This is a genomic window from Mesorhizobium sp. M0074 (assembly GCF_040322975.1).
Taxonomy (GTDB): Bacteria; Pseudomonadota; Alphaproteobacteria; order Rhizobiales; family Rhizobiaceae; genus Mesorhizobium.
In genome coordinates this window covers 13,757-30,606 of record NZ_JAMYUM010000037.1, presented here as the reverse complement: position 1 = coordinate 30,606, position 16,850 = coordinate 13,757, and the positions used below count along the sequence as shown (strand labels likewise).

14 protein-coding genes and 7 pseudogenes are annotated in these 16,850 nt (G+C 59.0%); 18 read left to right on the top strand and 3 right to left on the bottom strand.

What is annotated here, in order from left to right; genetic code table 11:
* The coding region (locus tag NKJ73_RS31990; RefSeq protein WP_352572308.1) for a hypothetical protein at positions 1-299 on the bottom strand (299 nt) is incomplete at its 3' end.
* Between the two features lie 275 nt (positions 300-574).
* Here NKJ73_RS31990 and NKJ73_RS31985 point away from each other — a divergent pair.
* The 3 genes and pseudogenes from NKJ73_RS31985 to NKJ73_RS31975 form a co-directional block, all read left to right on the top strand.
* A pseudogene (locus tag NKJ73_RS31985) lies at positions 575-819 on the top strand (transposase); the annotation flags it as partial.
* A 243-nt stretch (positions 820-1,062) separates the two neighbouring features.
* Complete coding sequence (locus NKJ73_RS31980) at positions 1,063-1,509, top strand: hypothetical protein (protein ID WP_352572316.1); 447 nt, start codon at positions 1,063-1,065, stop codon at positions 1,507-1,509.
* Between the two features lie 113 nt (positions 1,510-1,622).
* Positions 1,623-1,802: pseudogene (locus NKJ73_RS31975) on the top strand (IS110 family RNA-guided transposase); the annotation flags it as partial.
* Here NKJ73_RS31975 and NKJ73_RS31970 read toward each other — a convergent pair.
* Positions 1,802-1,921 (bottom strand): annotated as a pseudogene (locus NKJ73_RS31970) (IS481 family transposase); the annotation flags it as partial. The pseudogenes NKJ73_RS31975 and NKJ73_RS31970 sit on opposite strands and share 1 nt — an antisense overlap.
* On the opposite strand from NKJ73_RS31970, the gene NKJ73_RS31965 reads away from it, so the two are divergent.
* The 15 genes and pseudogenes from NKJ73_RS31965 (at position 1,904) to NKJ73_RS31895 (ending at position 16,525) form a co-directional block, all read left to right on the top strand.
* A complete protein-coding gene (locus tag NKJ73_RS31965; RefSeq protein ID WP_352572306.1) occupies positions 1,904-2,305 on the top strand; it encodes a hypothetical protein in 402 nt (133 codons plus the stop codon). The pseudogene NKJ73_RS31970 and the gene NKJ73_RS31965 overlap by 18 nt on opposite strands.
* Before the next feature lie 148 nt (positions 2,306-2,453).
* Entirely contained in the window at positions 2,454-2,744 is a 291-nt protein-coding gene (locus NKJ73_RS31960; RefSeq protein ID WP_352572305.1) for a transposase, read from the top strand.
* A 343-nt stretch (positions 2,745-3,087) separates the two neighbouring features.
* Positions 3,088-4,338 (top strand): methylaspartate ammonia-lyase, encoded by a 1,251-nt coding sequence (locus NKJ73_RS31955; RefSeq protein ID WP_352572303.1) that lies wholly within the window; start codon positions 3,088-3,090, stop codon positions 4,336-4,338.
* Positions 4,339-4,353: 15 nt separating this feature from the next.
* Entirely contained in the window at positions 4,354-5,499 is a 1,146-nt protein-coding gene (locus NKJ73_RS31950; RefSeq protein ID WP_352572301.1) for a CaiB/BaiF CoA transferase family protein, read from the top strand.
* A 130-nt stretch (positions 5,500-5,629) separates the two neighbouring features.
* Complete coding sequence (locus NKJ73_RS31945) at positions 5,630-6,532, top strand: HpcH/HpaI aldolase/citrate lyase family protein (protein WP_352572299.1); 903 nt, start codon at positions 5,630-5,632, stop codon at positions 6,530-6,532.
* A 131-nt stretch (positions 6,533-6,663) separates the two neighbouring features.
* Entirely contained in the window at positions 6,664-7,590 is a 927-nt protein-coding gene (locus tag NKJ73_RS31940) for a LysR family transcriptional regulator (protein ID WP_352572312.1), read from the top strand.
* Between the two features lie 196 nt (positions 7,591-7,786).
* Entirely contained in the window at positions 7,787-9,220 is a 1,434-nt protein-coding gene (locus tag NKJ73_RS31935) for an NAD-dependent succinate-semialdehyde dehydrogenase (RefSeq protein ID WP_352572298.1), read from the top strand.
* 6 nt (positions 9,221-9,226) lie between these two features.
* Positions 9,227-10,771 (top strand): fumarate hydratase, encoded by a 1,545-nt coding sequence (locus NKJ73_RS31930; protein ID WP_352572296.1) that lies wholly within the window; start codon positions 9,227-9,229, stop codon positions 10,769-10,771.
* A 553-nt stretch (positions 10,772-11,324) separates the two neighbouring features.
* A pseudogene (locus tag NKJ73_RS31925) lies at positions 11,325-12,132 on the top strand (IS1380 family transposase); the annotation flags it as partial.
* 338 nt (positions 12,133-12,470) lie between these two features.
* Positions 12,471-12,968 (top strand): Lrp/AsnC family transcriptional regulator, encoded by a 498-nt coding sequence (locus NKJ73_RS31920; protein ID WP_352572295.1) that lies wholly within the window; start codon positions 12,471-12,473, stop codon positions 12,966-12,968.
* A gap of 223 nt (positions 12,969-13,191) precedes the next feature.
* Positions 13,192-14,211 (top strand): annotated as a pseudogene (locus tag NKJ73_RS31915) (IS110 family RNA-guided transposase).
* A 336-nt stretch (positions 14,212-14,547) separates the two neighbouring features.
* On the top strand, positions 14,548-14,877 hold the full coding sequence (locus NKJ73_RS31910; RefSeq protein ID WP_352572314.1) for a hypothetical protein: 330 nt from the start codon (positions 14,548-14,550) through the stop codon (positions 14,875-14,877).
* 53 nt (positions 14,878-14,930) lie between these two features.
* Positions 14,931-15,419: a transposase family protein gene (locus NKJ73_RS31905; protein ID WP_352572310.1), complete on the top strand. Its 489-nt coding sequence runs from the start codon at positions 14,931-14,933 to the stop codon at positions 15,417-15,419.
* A 27-nt stretch (positions 15,420-15,446) separates the two neighbouring features.
* A pseudogene (locus tag NKJ73_RS31900) lies at positions 15,447-15,913 on the top strand (ISL3 family transposase).
* Positions 15,914-16,318: 405 nt separating this feature from the next.
* Complete coding sequence (locus tag NKJ73_RS31895) at positions 16,319-16,525, top strand: transposase (protein WP_352572293.1); 207 nt, start codon at positions 16,319-16,321, stop codon at positions 16,523-16,525.
* A 121-nt stretch (positions 16,526-16,646) separates the two neighbouring features.
* Here the strand turns inward: NKJ73_RS31895 and NKJ73_RS31890 are convergent.
* Positions 16,647-16,816: pseudogene (locus NKJ73_RS31890) on the bottom strand (transposase); the annotation flags it as partial.
* Between the last annotated feature and the right edge of the window lie 34 nt (positions 16,817-16,850).

The window sequence follows — 16,850 nt, the reverse complement described above, 5'->3', positions numbered from 1 at the left end:
TTCAGTGAGACTGTCCGAGTGACCGAGAACGGCGCGAAGTCGCTGAGCAGCATGTCTCGCGACATGCTGGTAAATTGCTGACTTTCATCGTCTCGCGTGACGCTTGCGCATGGCTCAGCGCCGGCATACAGGATCATCGGCCGGGCTGCCGAGCTGATTGGCCCACATGATGTGACAGCTGGTGCGGTTGGCACAGAGGTCGAATTGAGATGGATGTGTTGATGGTTACGGGCGTTGTAGAAGACACCTTCCGTCATTTTCAGAGGATTGGGATGCTCAAGGGCCATCAGATCAACCAATCATGCCTGCTTACCCTAAGGGCAGGATCCGCACGACCTCGGTCTAAAAAATCGGCAAGCGGGATCGGCACGGCGTCGTTCCCGCAGCGCGACGCCTTTGCCGCCGTGACGGCTGCCGAATTGGTCTGAGGGTACTTCGTTGCTCCCGACGCCCCAAAGCCGGTGGTCTGGGTGGAGGAATTTGGCCCTCCGTGCGACGCGACAATGAAGCTGCATGGCCTGCTGCCGTTTCGTGGACATCGAGATAAGGTGTTTGACGGAACTGGAGAGTGGGAATGCGAAGAAGGAAGTTCAGCCGCGAGTTAAAGCTAGGCTGGTGAAGGATCGGGGCGTTGCGGTAGCGCAGGCGGCCCGGGATCTGGATCTCCCTGAGAACGTGCTGCGCAAATGGGTGCGCGAGCTATCGGCTGATCCACAGCATGCGTTTCCCGGCCATGGGCAGATGAAGCCGGAGCAGCAGGAGCTAGATCGGCTGCGCAAGGCAGTTGCGAAGCTGAAGGCGCAGCGCGACATCCTAAAAGCTATCACGGGCCTGTGCCCGCCTGCGCGCAGTAGAAACAGCCCGTGCTACCCTCGCACCTCAGGGGGTAGCGGCCGTCAGCTTATTGGAGGCGCAGTCCCCGTTAAAAAACGTGGTCCATGGGTACATGCGAACTTGAGAGAGGTGACGCCGTTCCAATGGCGATCCCGATTAGGAAGATGAAGATAGGCATAACCCAGACCCTCCTGCCGACAATCGGATGGAGGATTTGCGATCCCCAAGATGACGACCGGCGACCGCCCGGAATTGAAGCCGGTCAATGTTGGTGCCGATGGCATCGACATCGGATCGAAAATGCACATGGCAGCGGTCGGCCCGGGCTGCACTGATACGCCAGTGCGAGCGTTTGGCACGTTCACGCAATACCTGCATGACCTTGCGGACTGGTTCAAAGCGTGCGGCGTAACCAGTGTCGCGATGGAATCCACTGGGGTCTATTGGATCCTTGGATCCCGGCCTGTGGGATTCTTGAGCAGCACGGGTCGAGGTCATTCTGGTCAATGCGCGTTCACGCCAAGAACGTGCCTGGGCGCAAAACAGATGTTAGCGATGCCGCGTGGCTCCGCCAGCTTCATGCCTACGGTTTGTTACGCGGGAGTTTCCGTCCTGATGGCCGAGATCGCAACCCTGCGCGCCTATCTGCGTCAGCGGGAGCGGCTAGATGTTTAGATGGGGTATTCGGCTTGGGCCCTGTCTGCGACGGCAATGGTTAGGGATGCAGCGTTTCGAGCTGATGATAGCGTGAGAGTGTCGCCTCACAAGCATCAGGAAAGGAAGGCTGCATGAAGCATTACGCTGGACTGGACGTCTCTCTCAAAGAGACTACGATCTGCATCGTGGACGAAATGGGTTCGATCTGCCGGGAGCTGAAGGTGCCCAGCCACCCGGAAGACCTTGCTCGGGCGCTCCAGGCCTCCCCATGGCAACTGGTCCGAATCGGGCTGGAAGCTGGACCGTTGTCGACCGTCTTGGGGTTGATGCCATAGCGCTTCGAAAGCGACCTCAGGCTCGCTTCACTATGTTGTATCGCTCGACGGATCGCCTCTGTCTTTGTGGCGCTCCCATGCAGAATCTGGCCCATAGTGCATCCTTGATTCGGACGACAATGATGAACCATCAAGCCCGGATCAAACATCCAGTGGAATACGCAGCCGCCCATATCCAGCACATGCAAAAGGCCCTGATGGAGATGAACTTGCAACGTCACCGCGTTGTCTCCGACATCACCAGCGCGACCGGTATGCGCATCCGAGCGATTGTAGCGGGCGAGCGCAATCCCGATGTATTGCCGACCTACCGCGATCTGCGTTGCCATTCCTCTATCGAGACGATCCGCGCTGAACTGGTGGGCAACGACCGGGACGAACATGTCTTCGCCCTGACCCAGTCGCTGGAGCTCTACCACACCCACCAGGCCAGATGCTCGACTGCGACCGCAAGCTGGAATCCTTGGTGGCGCAGCTGACCGACAAAGCGGCAAAGCCGATCGGCGAGCTATCCTGGCACGAGTGAAGACCAAGCAGGTCAACACACCGTCGTTCGAGTCAGGGCTACACTATGGGCGTCCTTCGCGTTGATCTGACCGAAATCCATGGGTTGGTCCGTCACTGGCGTTGAAGCTCATCGGCGAGTGCGGGACGGATCTGAGGGCCTGGCCGAGCGCCAAGCACTTCACCTCCTGGCTGTGTCTGGCGCCGGGTAACAAAATCTCCGGCGGAAGGTGCTATCTTCACGCGGAAATCATCCAGCCGGGCAGCAGCGCTGTTGCGGTTGGCGGCCACGACTATCGATACGGCGCTCAGAGCATTCTATCGTCGGCTGTCCTCTCGTGCAGGCAAAGCGAAGGCCGTGACGCGACCGCCCGCAAAAGGTCCTGTTCTACAACACCCTCAGCCACGGCATGAGCTACAGGGATCCGGGTGCCGACCATGAGGAACAATATCGCAGCCGTGTCCTCGCCAATCTCAGGCGGCGCGCCAATCGCTGGGGTTCATTTTGCAAGCTGTCCAGGCGACACTGAGACGGCTGTTTCTTATAGTGTCGTTGCCTGCCGGACGTGCGGACCGGCTGCTTCGCCTGCGGTCGAAATCAAGATTGCAGCTACCAGCCGCTGGCCATCTGGAAACGCGATGGCGCTATCCGGGAGATTATATTGGCGATCTGGATGCCATATGGCGCATACTTAGACGAGCAGTCCGTACTGCATCCGTGCCGTCAACATAGTCTGGCAGAAATCGAGCAAAGTAAGTGCAGATCAAAGACGTCCTCCTCGCGCCTGGCAATGGTGCATTTTTTTATGACGACCAAGTTGCGATCAAGGCCGGCGTTCCCCAGGACCGTTTCATCTATAGGGGCGAACCTGTCACCCCCGGCTTCAAAGCCATTCGTGTTCCAGCGTCATCGCTAAGCGTCGGACTGGTCCTTGCCGACGACAAGGTTGTCTGGGGCGACATGATGAGCGTCCAGTACTCTGGTGCTGGCGGACGCGATCCTTTGTTCGATGCCGCTCACATCTCGAATCTGACGTCGCAGATCGTGACCCGGCTTTTAGATGTTGACGCCTTTCGGTACCTTGACGCCTGCGCAAAGGTCTTCGAGCCTTTTGAGCATAAGCGGCTGCCTCTGGCTATTGAGTACGGGGTCAGCCAGGCTCTCCTTCGCGCGGCGGCCCATCTTCATCGCAAGATGATGGCGGAGATCATATGCAGTGAATTTGACTTACCGCTCCCGACGCGCCGAGTCCCGATTTACTGCCAGAGCGGCGATGCCCGCGAAATCAACGTGGACAAGATGATTCTGAAGGGCGTGGATGTGCTTCCCCACGGCCTGATCAACTCACGGCAGAAATTCGGCGTCCATGGCCACACCTTCATGGAGTTCGTGAAGTGGGCTGCGGCGCGCACGCGCGAAATCGGCCGCCCGGGGTACCATCCGGTACTGCACTTCGATGTGTATGGCTGGATCGGTCTCGAAATGGGTCTGGAACCTCAACGGATCGCCGACTTTATCTGCAAGGTGGCCGATACCGTTCCCGGTTTCACGCTCAATATCGAGTCGCCCGCGGATTTTGGTTCGACGCAAGCTCAAATCGAGAACTATGCCCAGATCGTATCAATTTTGGACAACCGGGGTTCCAACGCGCGCATTGTCGTGGATGAGAGATGCAATACGCTTGAGGATATTCGGCTCTTTGCCGAAGCCAAGGCCACGCATCTTGTTCAAATCAAGACCCCGGATGTCGGCTCAATTGCCGACACGGCGCGTGCCGTTCTCCTTTGCAAGGCCAACAAGGTCGGAGCGTATGTCGGAGGAAGCTGTACCGAGACAGATCTCTCCGCCCAAGCTTCTGTCCACGTGTCAGTGGCAACCCAGGCCGACATGATGCTTGCAAAGCCCGGAATGGGTGTCGACGAGGCATTCTCAATCGTTGGGAATGAACAAAACCGTTTGCTGGCGATGATCGACCATCGGCGGGCTCAAAACGAAAACGTTGGATAAAAAGAACGGTGTTGCATGCAGAACTCTCTTGAGGGGATCACCGTCGTTGCCGTGGAGCAGGCTGTTGCTGCGCCATACGCATCGTCGCGCCTTGCGGACGCCGGCGCCCGGGTGATCAAGATCGAAAGACCTGAAGGGGATTTTGCCCGAAACTACGACAAGTTGGTGCGGGGCCAGAGCGCTTACTTCGTCTGGCTCAACCGGGGTAAGGAGTCGGTCAGTCTGGACCTGAGATCGCAAGCGGACCGCGTCGTCCTGGACACGCTCATTGCCAGTGCTGACGTCTTCATCCAAAATCTAAAACCGGGCAGCATAGAAAAACTGGGTTTCGGGTCTGCGGATCTCCGTCGGCGTTTTCCGCGGCTGATCACCTGCGACATCTCTGGTTTCGGAGAAAGGGGGCCTTATTCCCACTTGAAGGCTTATGATCTCATCGTCCAGGCTGAAACAGGTCTATGCGCGATCACAGGCACGCAACAAGGGCCCGCACGTGTAGGGGTGTCAGTTTGCGACATCTCTGCGGGCATGACGGCACACAGCGCTATTCTTCAGGCGCTGTATCACCGCGAGGTCACCGGCGAAGGGACAAGCATCCAGGTGTCATTGTTCGATGCCGTCGCCGACTGGATGAATGTTCCGGTTCTACAACACGACTATAGCGGCTATCACACTGTACGCGCGGGCGTGAAACACCCGTCGCTGGCACCGTATGGCGCCTATCGTTGTGCCGATGGCAAAGAGGTCATCTTTTCGGTTCAGAATGACCGCGAATGGGTAAATTTCTGCCAGAAATTCCTGAAGCAGCCGGAGCTTACACGCGCACCTAGTTTTGCTGACAATATGGAGCGCCTCGGTCACCGTGCGCAACTTGATGAGATTATCGAACTGCGTTTTTCCGAACTGTCCTGCCATGAAGCGATGCGGGAGCTTGAGGCAGCCGGTTTGGCATACGGCCGACTGAACGAAGTGGCGGATGTTTCAAAACATCCACACGTTCGCAGGATTGAGGTTGGCACACCTCAAGGAACTGTAGAGACGATAGCGCCGGCGGCGATCTTCAACTCCGAGCCCCCCTCACTTCGCCCAGTTCCGGCGCTTGGCGCCCACACCGAGGCTGTCCGCGAAGAGGTTCTATCCCGTTTAAGGGTAGCGTCAGCGTGAACGCGCCTCTTGCCGTAAGGGCGCGCTCACGATTTTACCGAGAGCGTGCCTGCTCTGGCCCCCAGTGCATCCGCCGCCCAGCAAGCTCACTGCCACCCCCGTCGTTAAAATCAACCGCTGAGGCGACTCCATGATAAAGGACACCTTTGCGGCCGTTGAAAGCGCGATGTCTATACCCCGCTGGAGATCCCTGCTCTTCGTTCCAGCTCACATTCCGCGCTTCGTGGAGACGGGACATGAGCGCGGTGCAGATGGCGTCATACTGGACCTGGAGGACTCGGTTCCCCAGGATCAGAAGGGTGAATCACGGCGGCAGCTTCCCGAATCCGTGGCAAAGGTGGCGCGCAAGGGCGCATCTGTTTTGGTCCGCGTGAATCGTGGTTTGCGCGCCTTGGCGGCCGATCTCAATGCAGCCGTGATGGCGGGTGTTGACGCATTGGTTCTTTCGAAGACGGATTCGGCAGAGTGGGTATCAGAGATCGCGAATGCGGTTTCAGAACTTGAGCGAGAAAGAAATCTTCCGCTGGGGCGCATCCGGTTTCTTGCCCAGATCGAGACGCCGGGCGCCTTGCAACGGGTCGCGGCCATTGCGTCGGCGCATCCAAGGATGGTCGCAATGGCACTTGGTCCTGAAGACTTCAGTGCCGCTGTTGGCGGCGCCCCGGAATTCGACCTTCTTCTGGCGCCGAACCTTTCCGTTCTGTTTGCCGCCCGTGCGGCCGGGTTGCTCCCGCTAGGCTTCATTGGGAGCATCGGCGAGTTCTCGGACACTCATAAACTTCGTGAAGCCGCGACGCAGGCGCGGCGGCTTGGCTTTGCCGGAGCTTTGGCGATCCATCCGGCACAGGTAGCCATATTCAATGAGGCTTTCTCGCCAAGTCCACCGGAACTCGCGTGGGCCCATCGCGTCGTCGCGGCGGAAAACGATGCCGCCGCCCTCGGACGGTCTGCATTCTCGTTGAATGGTAAGATGATTGATCCGCCAGTGGTGCGGCGCGCCCACGAAATCCTGGCTCTCGCAAGCAATAACTGACCTTGCATTTAATTAGCGGTCGGACAAGCGGTGGTATTCATCATGGTCGGACAGTTTTGTTGCTTGCCTGCCATCTGGTTTCGAGATATGTAAGACGCACTGGGGTCAGGACCCAGTTGGATTTGGTCATCGTGGACATCAGGCAGTTAAGATACTTTGTCGGCGTCGTCGAAGCCGGCAGTTTCACGAAGGCAGCTGCGACCCTCAACGTTGCTCAAAGCGCTCTAAGCCTGCATGTGCGTCAATTGGAGGAAGGATTCGGCACCCAGTTGCTGGTTCGAGACAGGAGCGGTGTCAGCGTCACGGCCTCAGGAGACAAGCTGCTTGAGCGCGCGCGGATCATTCTGAAGGAAATTCACCTCACTGAGGCGGAACTGACCAACTCGGTGGCCGCTCCTTCCGGAGAGGTGACCATTGGCATTCCGTCCGGAGCCGCTCGCGTCCTTAGCGGTCCCCTAATTGAATCGGTAAGAAGCGAATTGCCGAGGATCTCGCTTAAGATGATCGAGGGCATGACGGGACCGCTGGAGGAGTGGATGGCTGCTGGCCGTTTCAATCTGGCTGTCCTTTACCGCACTGCCGAGGGCGTGGGGCAAATGACGGTGCTGGCCCGCGAAGAGTTTTGCCTGGTGGTGCCGCCGGGTGAACCGCCTTTCGAAGATTCGATACCGCTCGCCGACCTGCATGCATTCCCGCTGGCGGTTCCAATGCGCAACAACAATGTCAGGCGTTCGGTGGCTGATGTCGTTGCGCAACATGGTTGTGTGCTGGACGTCAGATTCGAAGTCGACTCCCTTTCTACAATCATCAATATGGTCGTAGAGGGAAAGGCTTATTCTATTCTTACCCCGTCAGCCATTCAGAAAGAGGCGTCTCAAGGCCAAGTCCGAACGGTCAAGATCGTTGATCCAGTGATCACCCGTTCCGTTGTGCTCGCCGTCAACCCGAAAGATGAGCGCTCTCCCGCCGTTTCTGCGGTCCGCAAGCTGATCCCCAAGGTGGTGAATACATTGATCGAGAGCAAGCACTGGTCAGCCACGGCTCCCGACCGGACTTAGGCACATCGCAAACCAGTTTCAGCGCTATCGCTCCTCCGCGGTTGCTTGAGCGATATCAATCTGGATTCGAGATGGTTTTGGGCGACATTCCATATTTGACCCAGCGTGACCATCGCGATCAGATTGCAGAGAAGTGAGCTCATGGTCAGATATCGGCTGGTCTCGCATTGGCAGAAATACTCAAGCGGAGCATGGGATGTCCAACGCCACGAGCTATCAGCTTTTCATCAATGGCAGATGGCGAGCCGGTGGTAGCGGAGGCACTCTGCCGGTAATCAATCCGGCGACGGAGATGGTATTTGCCTCGGTGGCCTCGGCGACGATACCGGATCTGGATGAGGCCCTCGCTTCGGCAGAGCGCAGCCGCAAGTCCTGGTCCTCACGGCCTGCAAAAGATCGTGGCGAGATTCTTGTAGCAGCCGCCAAGATTCTGGCAACGAAGGTTGAAGCGGCGGCTAGAGTCCTGTCAGCCGAACAGGGAAAGACGATTGCCGAAGCAACAGGCGAGTACGCGCGCGCGGTCGAAACGCTGGAATGGAACGGTATGCACGCCGAAGAGCTGTCGGCCCCGATTCAGTTAGGCCCGAACCGGATGATCATCCCCGAGGCCCTTGGCGTCGTTGCTGCCTTTACGCCTTGGAACTATCCCGCCGTTCTTATCGCTCGCAAGCTCGCCCCTGCTTTGGCGGCAGGCTGCCCGGTGATCCTTAAAGGGGCGGAAGAGACACCGAGCGCGGCTGTCCATTTCGTCGAAGCGTTACGTCAAGCGGGTATTCCGGACGGCGTGGTCAATCTCGTCTTTGGCGTGCCGGTGCAAATATCCCGCCATCTCCTCAGCTCGCCGATCGTGAAGGTCCTAACGTTCACTGGCTCAACCGAGGTTGGAAAACAGCTCGCTAAGCTCGCCGCGAGTAACTTGCAGCGATGCATCCTTGAACTCGGTGGGCACTCCCCTGTTGTTATATGCGATGATGCCGACTTGGCAAAAGCTATACCGGCAATCACGGAATACAAGTTCGAGTGCGCGGGTCAAAGCTGCAATGCGCCCAGCAGGATCCTCGTCGCGCGGTCTCTCTATGAGGAATTCCTATCGCTGATAACGGAAGCCGCCCGCAAGATCAAGATCGGTCCACCGGACCATCCGGCGACGGAGATGGGGCCAATGGCAAATGAACGGCGAATCGAGGCCATGCAGCGTCTGACCAAGGATGCGGTCGATCGCGGCGCCACCATCGAAACCGGTGGCACCCGCCTTGATCAGCCGGGCTTTTACTGGCCCCCAACTATCCTAACAGGCGTGCCAAAGGATGCCAGAGTGCTTCATGACGAGCCGTTCGGACCGATCCTCACCGTGGCGCCGTTCGATACGATCGAGCAGGCGATCGAAGAAGCCAACGCCACTGACTATGGCTTGGCCGCCTACTTCTTCACCGGTGCTGACGATACCAAACGGGCGCTGATCGGCGGTCTTTCGGCCGGCGCTCTTAGTGTAAATTATCTTAAAGGGGTTTCAGCAGATGCGCCGTATGGAGGCGTTAAACAGAGCGGGTATGGATATGAAGGAGGCGAGCAGGGGGTGCGGAGCTTCCAGAGCCTGAAACTGGTCAACGGGTTCGGTTCATTGGGATGAGATTTCGTGAATAGGACAAGACGGAACCTTGCCGGGGAGGATATCACAAAGAGCGTCGCAGACGCCCTTCAGTACATCTCGTATTATCATCCTCCCGACTATATCCGGTACCTTTCGCAGGCATACACTCGCGAACAGAGCCCGGCGGCGAAGAACGCCATCGGGCAGATCCTGCTGAACTCCCGCATGGCGGCCTTCGGACGGCGTCCAATTTGTCAGGATACCGGTCTCGTCGTGGTTTTCGCCAAGGTGGGGATGGGCGTTCGCATCAAGTCTGCGGCCAGTTTCGCTGACCTCGTGAATGAGGGCGTCCGCCGGGCATACCTTGACCCCGATAACCCGCTTAGGCCATCGATCGTCTCGGATCCGCTTGCCGGGCGGGTGAACACGCGAGACAACACGCCGGCAGTCGTCCACGTCGACCTCGTGCCCGGCAACCAGATTGAGATTACCATCGCCGCAAAAGGGGGCGGGTCCGAGAACAAGGCGCGTTTCGCAACCCTGAATCCCAGTGCGTCCGTTGCCGACTGGGTAGTCGACACCGTTTCGACGCTGGGCAGCGGATGGTGTCCGCCCGGCCTGATCTCGCTCGGCATCGGTGGCAGCGCTGAAAAGGCGATGCTGCTTGCCAAGGAGGTCATGAACGAACCGATCGACATGTCGGAACTGATCGTCAGGGGGCCGTCCAACGCGGAGGAGGCGCTGCGGATCGAGCTTTATGAAAGAATTAATGCGCTGGGCATCGGCGCTCAGGGCCTAGGCGGCATGACCACGGTCGTTGACGTGAAGGTTGCTACCTATCCCACTCACGCCGCGTCCAAGCCCGTCGCGCTCATTCCGCAATGCGCGGCCAACCGGCACCTGAAGTTCACCTTGGACGGAACAGGGCCGGCACAGCTCCAGCCGCCCAACCTTTCCGAATGGCCCCAGATCGGTCAAGAGGAGTTGCACACAACCGGCGTCCGCCGGGTCAATCTCGATGCGCTCACGAAGGAACAGACGGCATCGTGGCGCTGCGGGGAAACCCTTCTTTTGTCCGGTAAGATGCTGACGGGCCGTGACGCCGCCCACCAGCGAATGGTCGAGCTGATCGATGCCGGCAAGCCGCTCCCGGTCGATCTGCAGGGACGGATGATCTACTACGTCGGACCCGTCCGCGCAGTAGGGGATGAGGTCGTCGGGCCGGCTGGACCGACGACCGCCAGCCGCATGGATGGTTTTACTGAAAAGATGCTCGCCGAGACTGGGCTATATGCGATGGTCGGGAAAGCGGAAAGGGGACCGGCGGCTATCGAGTCGATCGTCAAACACAAGACGCCCTATCTCATCGCAGTGGGTGGTGCCGCCTATCTGATTTCAAAATCGATCAAGGCAGCGCGGATCGTGGCCTTTGAAGACCTCGGCATGGAAGCCATATATGAATTCGAGGTCCAGGACATGCCGGTCATCATGGCTGTTGATGTTGAGGGAAACTCCATCCACAATTCCGGGCCTCTGGAGTGGCGTAAGCGCATGGCGGCCGACAGCATCGCCCGCAGCATCGGCGTTTGAGTCTTCCCGGCTTTGCGATCCGGCCAGACTCCCGCCTCGGATTTTGGGCCGCATCCGTAATACAAGCGGCCATTTGTGGTTCAGCTCCTCGGCGAGCCAGATAGTAAGGCCTGCAAGTCGCCTTCGATGCCAAATGCTCGGATGTAAATAGCGCATCGACCTGCCGCCCATGCGATTGAGGCTCGCGTGCTGTCGAGGGTGCCAATCAGGACAAGCACCGCAGATACCAAAAAAGAGCCTATCCATTTACGATGAGGTAGCCGCAGACAGGCGAACACCCGTCTCCAAACGCGTCATCGCCCGCCTAGCCCCAATATCTCACATTGTTGAAGTGCATCGGGGTTCCGAACATTGTTTTGCGACAACAGCTTAGTTGATCTAGGAACACCCCGATGCAAACAGAGTGTATAACGGATCGGTTCGATTTTGCACCTGTTGAAAAGCACGCAGTTGTGGCTGGTTTTGACGGCGGAACAATCACCTCCGATGCCGGTGCGCTGTTGTTGGGGCTGACGGGCCGGGCGATCGGGCTGGTTGGTCGCTTTGCCGGTACTACTGCTACCTGCCGCTCTACATCTTCTGCGGCGATCACTTGCTGTGCGCCAAGCTGCGGTCCGCCAACATCGACGCGGCCGCCGGCGCGATCGAGGAGGTCGAGCGGATCGTGCGCCAGCTACGCCAGCGCTGGCCCAAGGTGCGCATCGTGCTGCGGGCCGATTCCGGCTTCGCCCGCGAGGAACTGATGGCCTGGTGCGAGAACAACGCCGTCGACTCCCTGTTTGGCCTGGCCCGCAACGTGCGGCTGGCCCGACACATCGGGGCCGAACTGGAGCAGGCCAAAGCAGAGCAGCCTCACCGGCCGTCCGGCCCGCCGCTTCAAGGACTTCCTGTGGACCACCCGCAAGAGCTGGAGCTGCCGGCGCCGGATCGTGGCCAAGGCCGAGTGGACACAAGGTGCGGCCAACCCGCGCTTCGTCGTCACCTCGCTCGATGCCGAGGCCTGGCCGGCCCGCAGCCTTTACGAGGATCTTTACTGCGCCCGCGGCGAGATGGAGAACCGCATCAAGGAATGCCAGCTCGACCTATTTGCCGACCGCACCTCGGCCGCCACCATGCGCGCCAACCAGCTCAGGCTCTGGTTCGCCTCCATGGCTTATGTGCTGATCTGCGCATTACGCCGCGTCGGCCTGGCCAACACTCGGCTCGCCAGGGCGAGTTGCGCCACCATCCGCCTCAAGCTGTTCAAGATCGGGGCCCTGGTCAGCATCTCGGTGCGCCGCATCAAGCTGGCCATGAACTCAGCCTGCCCCTTCCAGCGCGAATGGGCCCTGACCTACGCCAGGCTCGCGGCAGCCGCTTGAGCGCCCCGGTCCACCCTCCCGTCAACAGCAAGGAACATCGCCGAAAAGCAACAACCGCGCTGCGGTCAATGCCGTTTGCACCAACCTCAAGCCCCCAAGCCGACCCCGCCATCAGCTCTTTTGCGACAGACAGTATGAGAGATCCGGGTTAGGGGAGGGGCAATAGCTCAACTCTTCTACAGCACTTCTGCTTGGATTGCTCTCAGTCGCCCGACTTTCGGCAACCTCGCACTTACGCATTTCGGGCCGAGGACGGATGACGTCCACTGAATTAATTTGATGATAGAATTGGTGAGAACTAATTGCGCTGTCGACCCACCACTTGAGAGCAAAACGTCATGAAGTCGAAACCCGATCCTGTGCGACTGGACACTTGGGACCTCCGGATTCTTTCAGAGATCCAGTCAGATGGTCGGATTTCAAAAACCGAGCTCGCAAAGCGTGTTCACCTTTCAGCGTCGGCCTGTTCAGAACGGCTCCGCGTGCTGCAAGCCGCAGGCATCATTGAGGGATTCTATGCGCGACTCAGTCCAGCCCTCATCGGGGGCATCATCTGTATAATGGTGGAAGTGGTTTTGGACCGCCATCGTCTCGAGGATCAAAGACACTTCGAGACTGCCATCCAAAACGTCCCGGAAATCCTGGACTGCTGGGCAATCGGGGGACGGATCGACTATCTGATGCGCGTTTCGTCTCCTTCCATGGCTGCGTATCAAGATTTCATGGAGGGACTCCTGCAGGCAGGATTGGGGATCGAACAATACTACAGCCTTGTCGTGACGAAGCCAGTGAAAGCCAATTCACCAATTCCTCTGTCCGCCCTGAGGCAACGGTAAACCTCCAAGCCTTGGTTTCCATGGCGATTGGTGTCGATTCCTGAATTCGTCGGCTAAAGGTGTGCATTCCCGTGAAACCCGAGACATGTTTGTCACTATGCTGTTTCCAACGGGGCGGCTGGCCGAGTCTTCCCAGTGACCTGATGTTGTGGACGGCCTCCGCTCCCGGCATCGCAATGTGCCAAAGTGTGGCTGTCCAAGGTCACATGAGGGAGAGCCGTCCATGGAGAAGGTTAGCACAGTCGGTCTGGATGTCGCCAAGCACGTCTTTCAGGAGGTGCATGGCGTGGACGCGGAGGGCGCGGTGTTGTGCGCCGGAACTTGGGTCGCGACGATGTCGTCGCATTCTTTGCGTCTTTGCCGGCATGCCTGATCGGCATTGAAGCCTGCGCAACGAGCCATCACTGGGCCCGCGTTCTCATGGGGCTGGGTCATAAAGTCCGGCTGATGCCAGCCTCCTATGTGAAGCCATATGTCAAACGGCAGAAGAATGACGCGACGCACGCGGAGGCGATCTGCGAGGCGGTGACGCGGCCGTCGATGCGCTTCGTTCCGGTGAAGAGCGAGGAACAGCAAAGTGTGCTGATGTTGCATCGAGTTCGTGAGCTTCTGGTCCGGCAGCGGACCACGCTTGTGAACGCGCTGCGCGGCCACCTGGCCGAGTTCGGGATTGTGACGCGCCAGGGCATTGCCGGCGTCGGGATGCTGATCGGGCTCGCCGAAGACGAGAATACCAGCTAATCCCGCCGCTTGCCCGAGATGCGCTTCTTCCCTTGGTCGAGCAGCTACGGGCGGCGCACGACAAGATCCGTGAGCTAGATCATCAGATTCACGCCTGGCACCGCTCGAATGAACTGAGCCGGCGACTGGAAACGATCCCCGGCATCGGTCCAATCACCGCCAGCGCGATCGTTGCAACCGTGACGGACGCCTCCCTGTTCAAATCCGGCCGGCAACTCGCGGCTTGGTTCGTGCCGCGACAGAACTCGTCCGGAGGAAAGGATAGGCTCGGCCGGATCAGCAAGCAGGGCGATCCCTATATCCGTCGACTGCTTGTAGTTGGCGCACATGCCGTCCTCAGGTTCAGCCGCAAGGGCAAAGCAGCGCCTACCCAGTGGGCTGCCGAGCTTCTGACGCAGAAGCCCATAATGCCGTCGCCGTTGCTCTTGCGAAGAAGATGGCGCGGATCGTCTGGGCGCTGATGACTACGGGCAAGCGCTTCGCAACTTCGCCGGCAGCGTGACGTAGTCGCAGAGGATACGCAGAGATCGGTGAGGTGCTGATGCGCTGGCCCCGATGAAGTCCGCGGATCGGATCCAGACAGGTCAACGCGCTTTTTGAGCGGCATGAACAGGCCGCATTAAAAGGCCGAATACATGCCTGCACCCGACCGACCTGTCATCAATGTCAGAACGCCCTTGCCACGCGGAGGTGGCGAGTAGAGCCTCGGCTGTTCTGCTCCGATCCCATTCTCTGGACGGCCGGAAGGTAGAGCTTTCCCGGCTTTCTCACGATGGCGGGCTGGCGGCGCGATCGTGATTGAGCAACGAGATCGGGGCTTTGTGCCCGATCGCCCCATGTGGGCGTTCCTCGTTGTACAAATCGACGACAGAACACCCACGAGACCGGTGTTGAGCGCGAGCTTTTTTATCCGTTTCATCTCTGGGCTGGTCGGCAGGTCCATATCCATGAAGTTATCGAGAAGGGTGACGCGGCAGTCTTCCGCGGCAGCCTCTCCGGGCGTGTGTCGGACCGTTGGTTGGAGATTCCGGCCTGGATGTTCGACCGGATAGTCAGCGCGAGCTGGTGCATCACAGCTGGCCCGAGGGTCGTTTTTCCGGTGCTTGGCGCCTTGGCGGCGCTTCTGCAAGACACCGGCACTTCCTCGCTGTCATTTTTCGTGGAATGAGAACCCTGTTTAAGGGGTGATTTTCGTCCAAGTGGGGCTCTGACTCACATTTGATGATTTTCGCTGCTGGCGTTGTGCTGTTTTCTGAGGGGAATCAGCACTATGGTGAGAAATTTGCGTTGTCGTCCTTGCTCCCGGCGGGATTAGCCGTCGAGGCCACCGCCGAGAGCGAACGAGTGATCGCCGTTACCGCCCGCTCAGGGGCGCGAGCGCGACCTTGCCCTCTTTGCCGCAGAGTGTCGCACCGGATCCATAGCCGCTATCTTCGACGAGTTTCGGATCTTCCCTGTATCGGGATGAAGGTAGAGCTTCACCTCGTCGCCCGGCGCTCTATCTGCGATGCGCCATTGTGCCGTCGACGAATCTTCGCTGAACGCTTTGACGACTGCGTTGTCGCCGAGCGATCCCGCCGGACCTCGCGATTGGAGTGTATCGTTCATCATCTTGGGCTGGCACTCGGCGGCCGGCCGGCGGCCAGTTTTGCGAAGCGGCTGATGGTCCCGGTCAATAATGACACGCTGCTGCGGGTGGTGCGGCGATGAGCCTGTTTACAAACAGATCCTCTCAAAATTGTCGGCATTGATGATTGGGCCTTCCGTCGCAGCCATCGCTACGGCACGATCGTCTGTGATCTGGAGCGGCGGCGGATCGTGACGCTGTTGCCTGATCGTGAGGTTGCCACCGTCGAGGCCTGGCTCGCCGACCATCTCAGATCGAAACCGTCTCGCGCGACCGCGGCGGCGGTTACGGTGAAGCCACCGCGAAGGCGTTGCCCGAAGCGGTTCAGGTCGCCGACCGCTGGCATCTCATGGAGAATGCGAGTGCGGCTTTCCTCGACGCCGTCCGCAAGTCGATGCGGAGAATCCGAACTGCGATCGGCGCTACGACGATCAATCCCGACCTGCTCACCTACGCGGAGAAGCTGCAATACGAGGGCTATCTGCGGCGTGAGGAGACAAACGCGGCAAATCATGAGACTTGCCAGCGAAGACATCCCCATAAAGGAGATCGTGCGTCGCACCGGCCACATCCGTAAGCTGGTCCGTCAAGTGGTCCGTGGCCAGCGGACCGATATCTTCCGCGTCCGCCAGAGTTCACTCGAAGCCTGGCTGCCCTCGCTGGAAGGGCAATGCAAATCCGGTTGCCACAATGCAAGCGAGCTTTGGCGACGGCTGAAGACAAAGGGCTTTCGGGGACGTCTGGGGTGTCGTCAGCGAATGGGCAAGGCGACGACGACGCGTCGAACAGGCATCCGATCAGCAACTCCACAAGGTGCCGTCAGCCAGAACGATCGCACGGTTGATGACGACGGCGCGCGATCATCTGAACAAACCGACACTGTGATGATCGCTGTCATCGAGGCGGGTGTGCCCATGCTGGTGGAAGCACGCAATTTGATCCCTGGTTTCCTCCGCAAGAAAGTCGCCGATGAGCTCGAGCCGTGGATCGCCGACGCCAAAAAAACCCCATCGCGTCTTTCGCCAATGGCATCATTCGCGACCGCGCTGCCGTCCGCGCCGCGATCACCGAGCCATGGTCCAACGGGCAGACGGAAGGACAGATCACCAAGCTCAAGCTTGTAAAACGGCAGATGTACGGCCGCGGAAAGCTTGACCTCCTCCAAGCACGTTTGATCGGTGCTGCCTGAAAGAAAATATCATCGAGAGTGCGTCAGACCCCCTTTTACATGAAAACCCAGGGTCCCGATTCCGTGGTCATTGACAACAGCCGCGACATTGAGATGCCGCCTTTGCCGCCAGAGGCTTCGGCGGATCCTGCTTGCAGGCTGCTTTACCGAGCGCAGCACGAGCCCTTAAATCATCAATGTGCAGTAGCGATCGACGCATTTGCTGATACGGGATAGGCGGGCTCGCCCTCCACTGGATCGTTGTTTCGGCAGCAAGCCGAGCCAGGCCGCGAACTGACGGCCGTTCTTGAAGCACCGTCACGGCGCCGATGCCTTCGATCTTCCC

Coding starts and splice junctions, on each gene's coding strand:
- NKJ73_RS31945 (WP_352572299.1), top strand. CDS start 5,630: ATGATAAAGGACACCTTTGCGGCCGTTGAAAGCGCGATGTCTATACCC.
- NKJ73_RS31935 (WP_352572298.1), top strand. CDS start 7,787: ATGTCCAACGCCACGAGCTATCAGCTTTTCATCAATGGCAGATGGCGA.
- NKJ73_RS31950 (WP_352572301.1), top strand. CDS start 4,354: ATGCAGAACTCTCTTGAGGGGATCACCGTCGTTGCCGTGGAGCAGGCT.
- NKJ73_RS31980 (WP_352572316.1), top strand. CDS start 1,063: ATGACGACCGGCGACCGCCCGGAATTGAAGCCGGTCAATGTTGGTGCC.
- NKJ73_RS31905 (WP_352572310.1), top strand. CDS start 14,931: ATGATTTTCGCTGCTGGCGTTGTGCTGTTTTCTGAGGGGAATCAGCAC.
- NKJ73_RS31920 (WP_352572295.1), top strand. CDS start 12,471: ATGAAGTCGAAACCCGATCCTGTGCGACTGGACACTTGGGACCTCCGG.
- NKJ73_RS31965 (WP_352572306.1), top strand. CDS start 1,904: ATGCAGAATCTGGCCCATAGTGCATCCTTGATTCGGACGACAATGATG.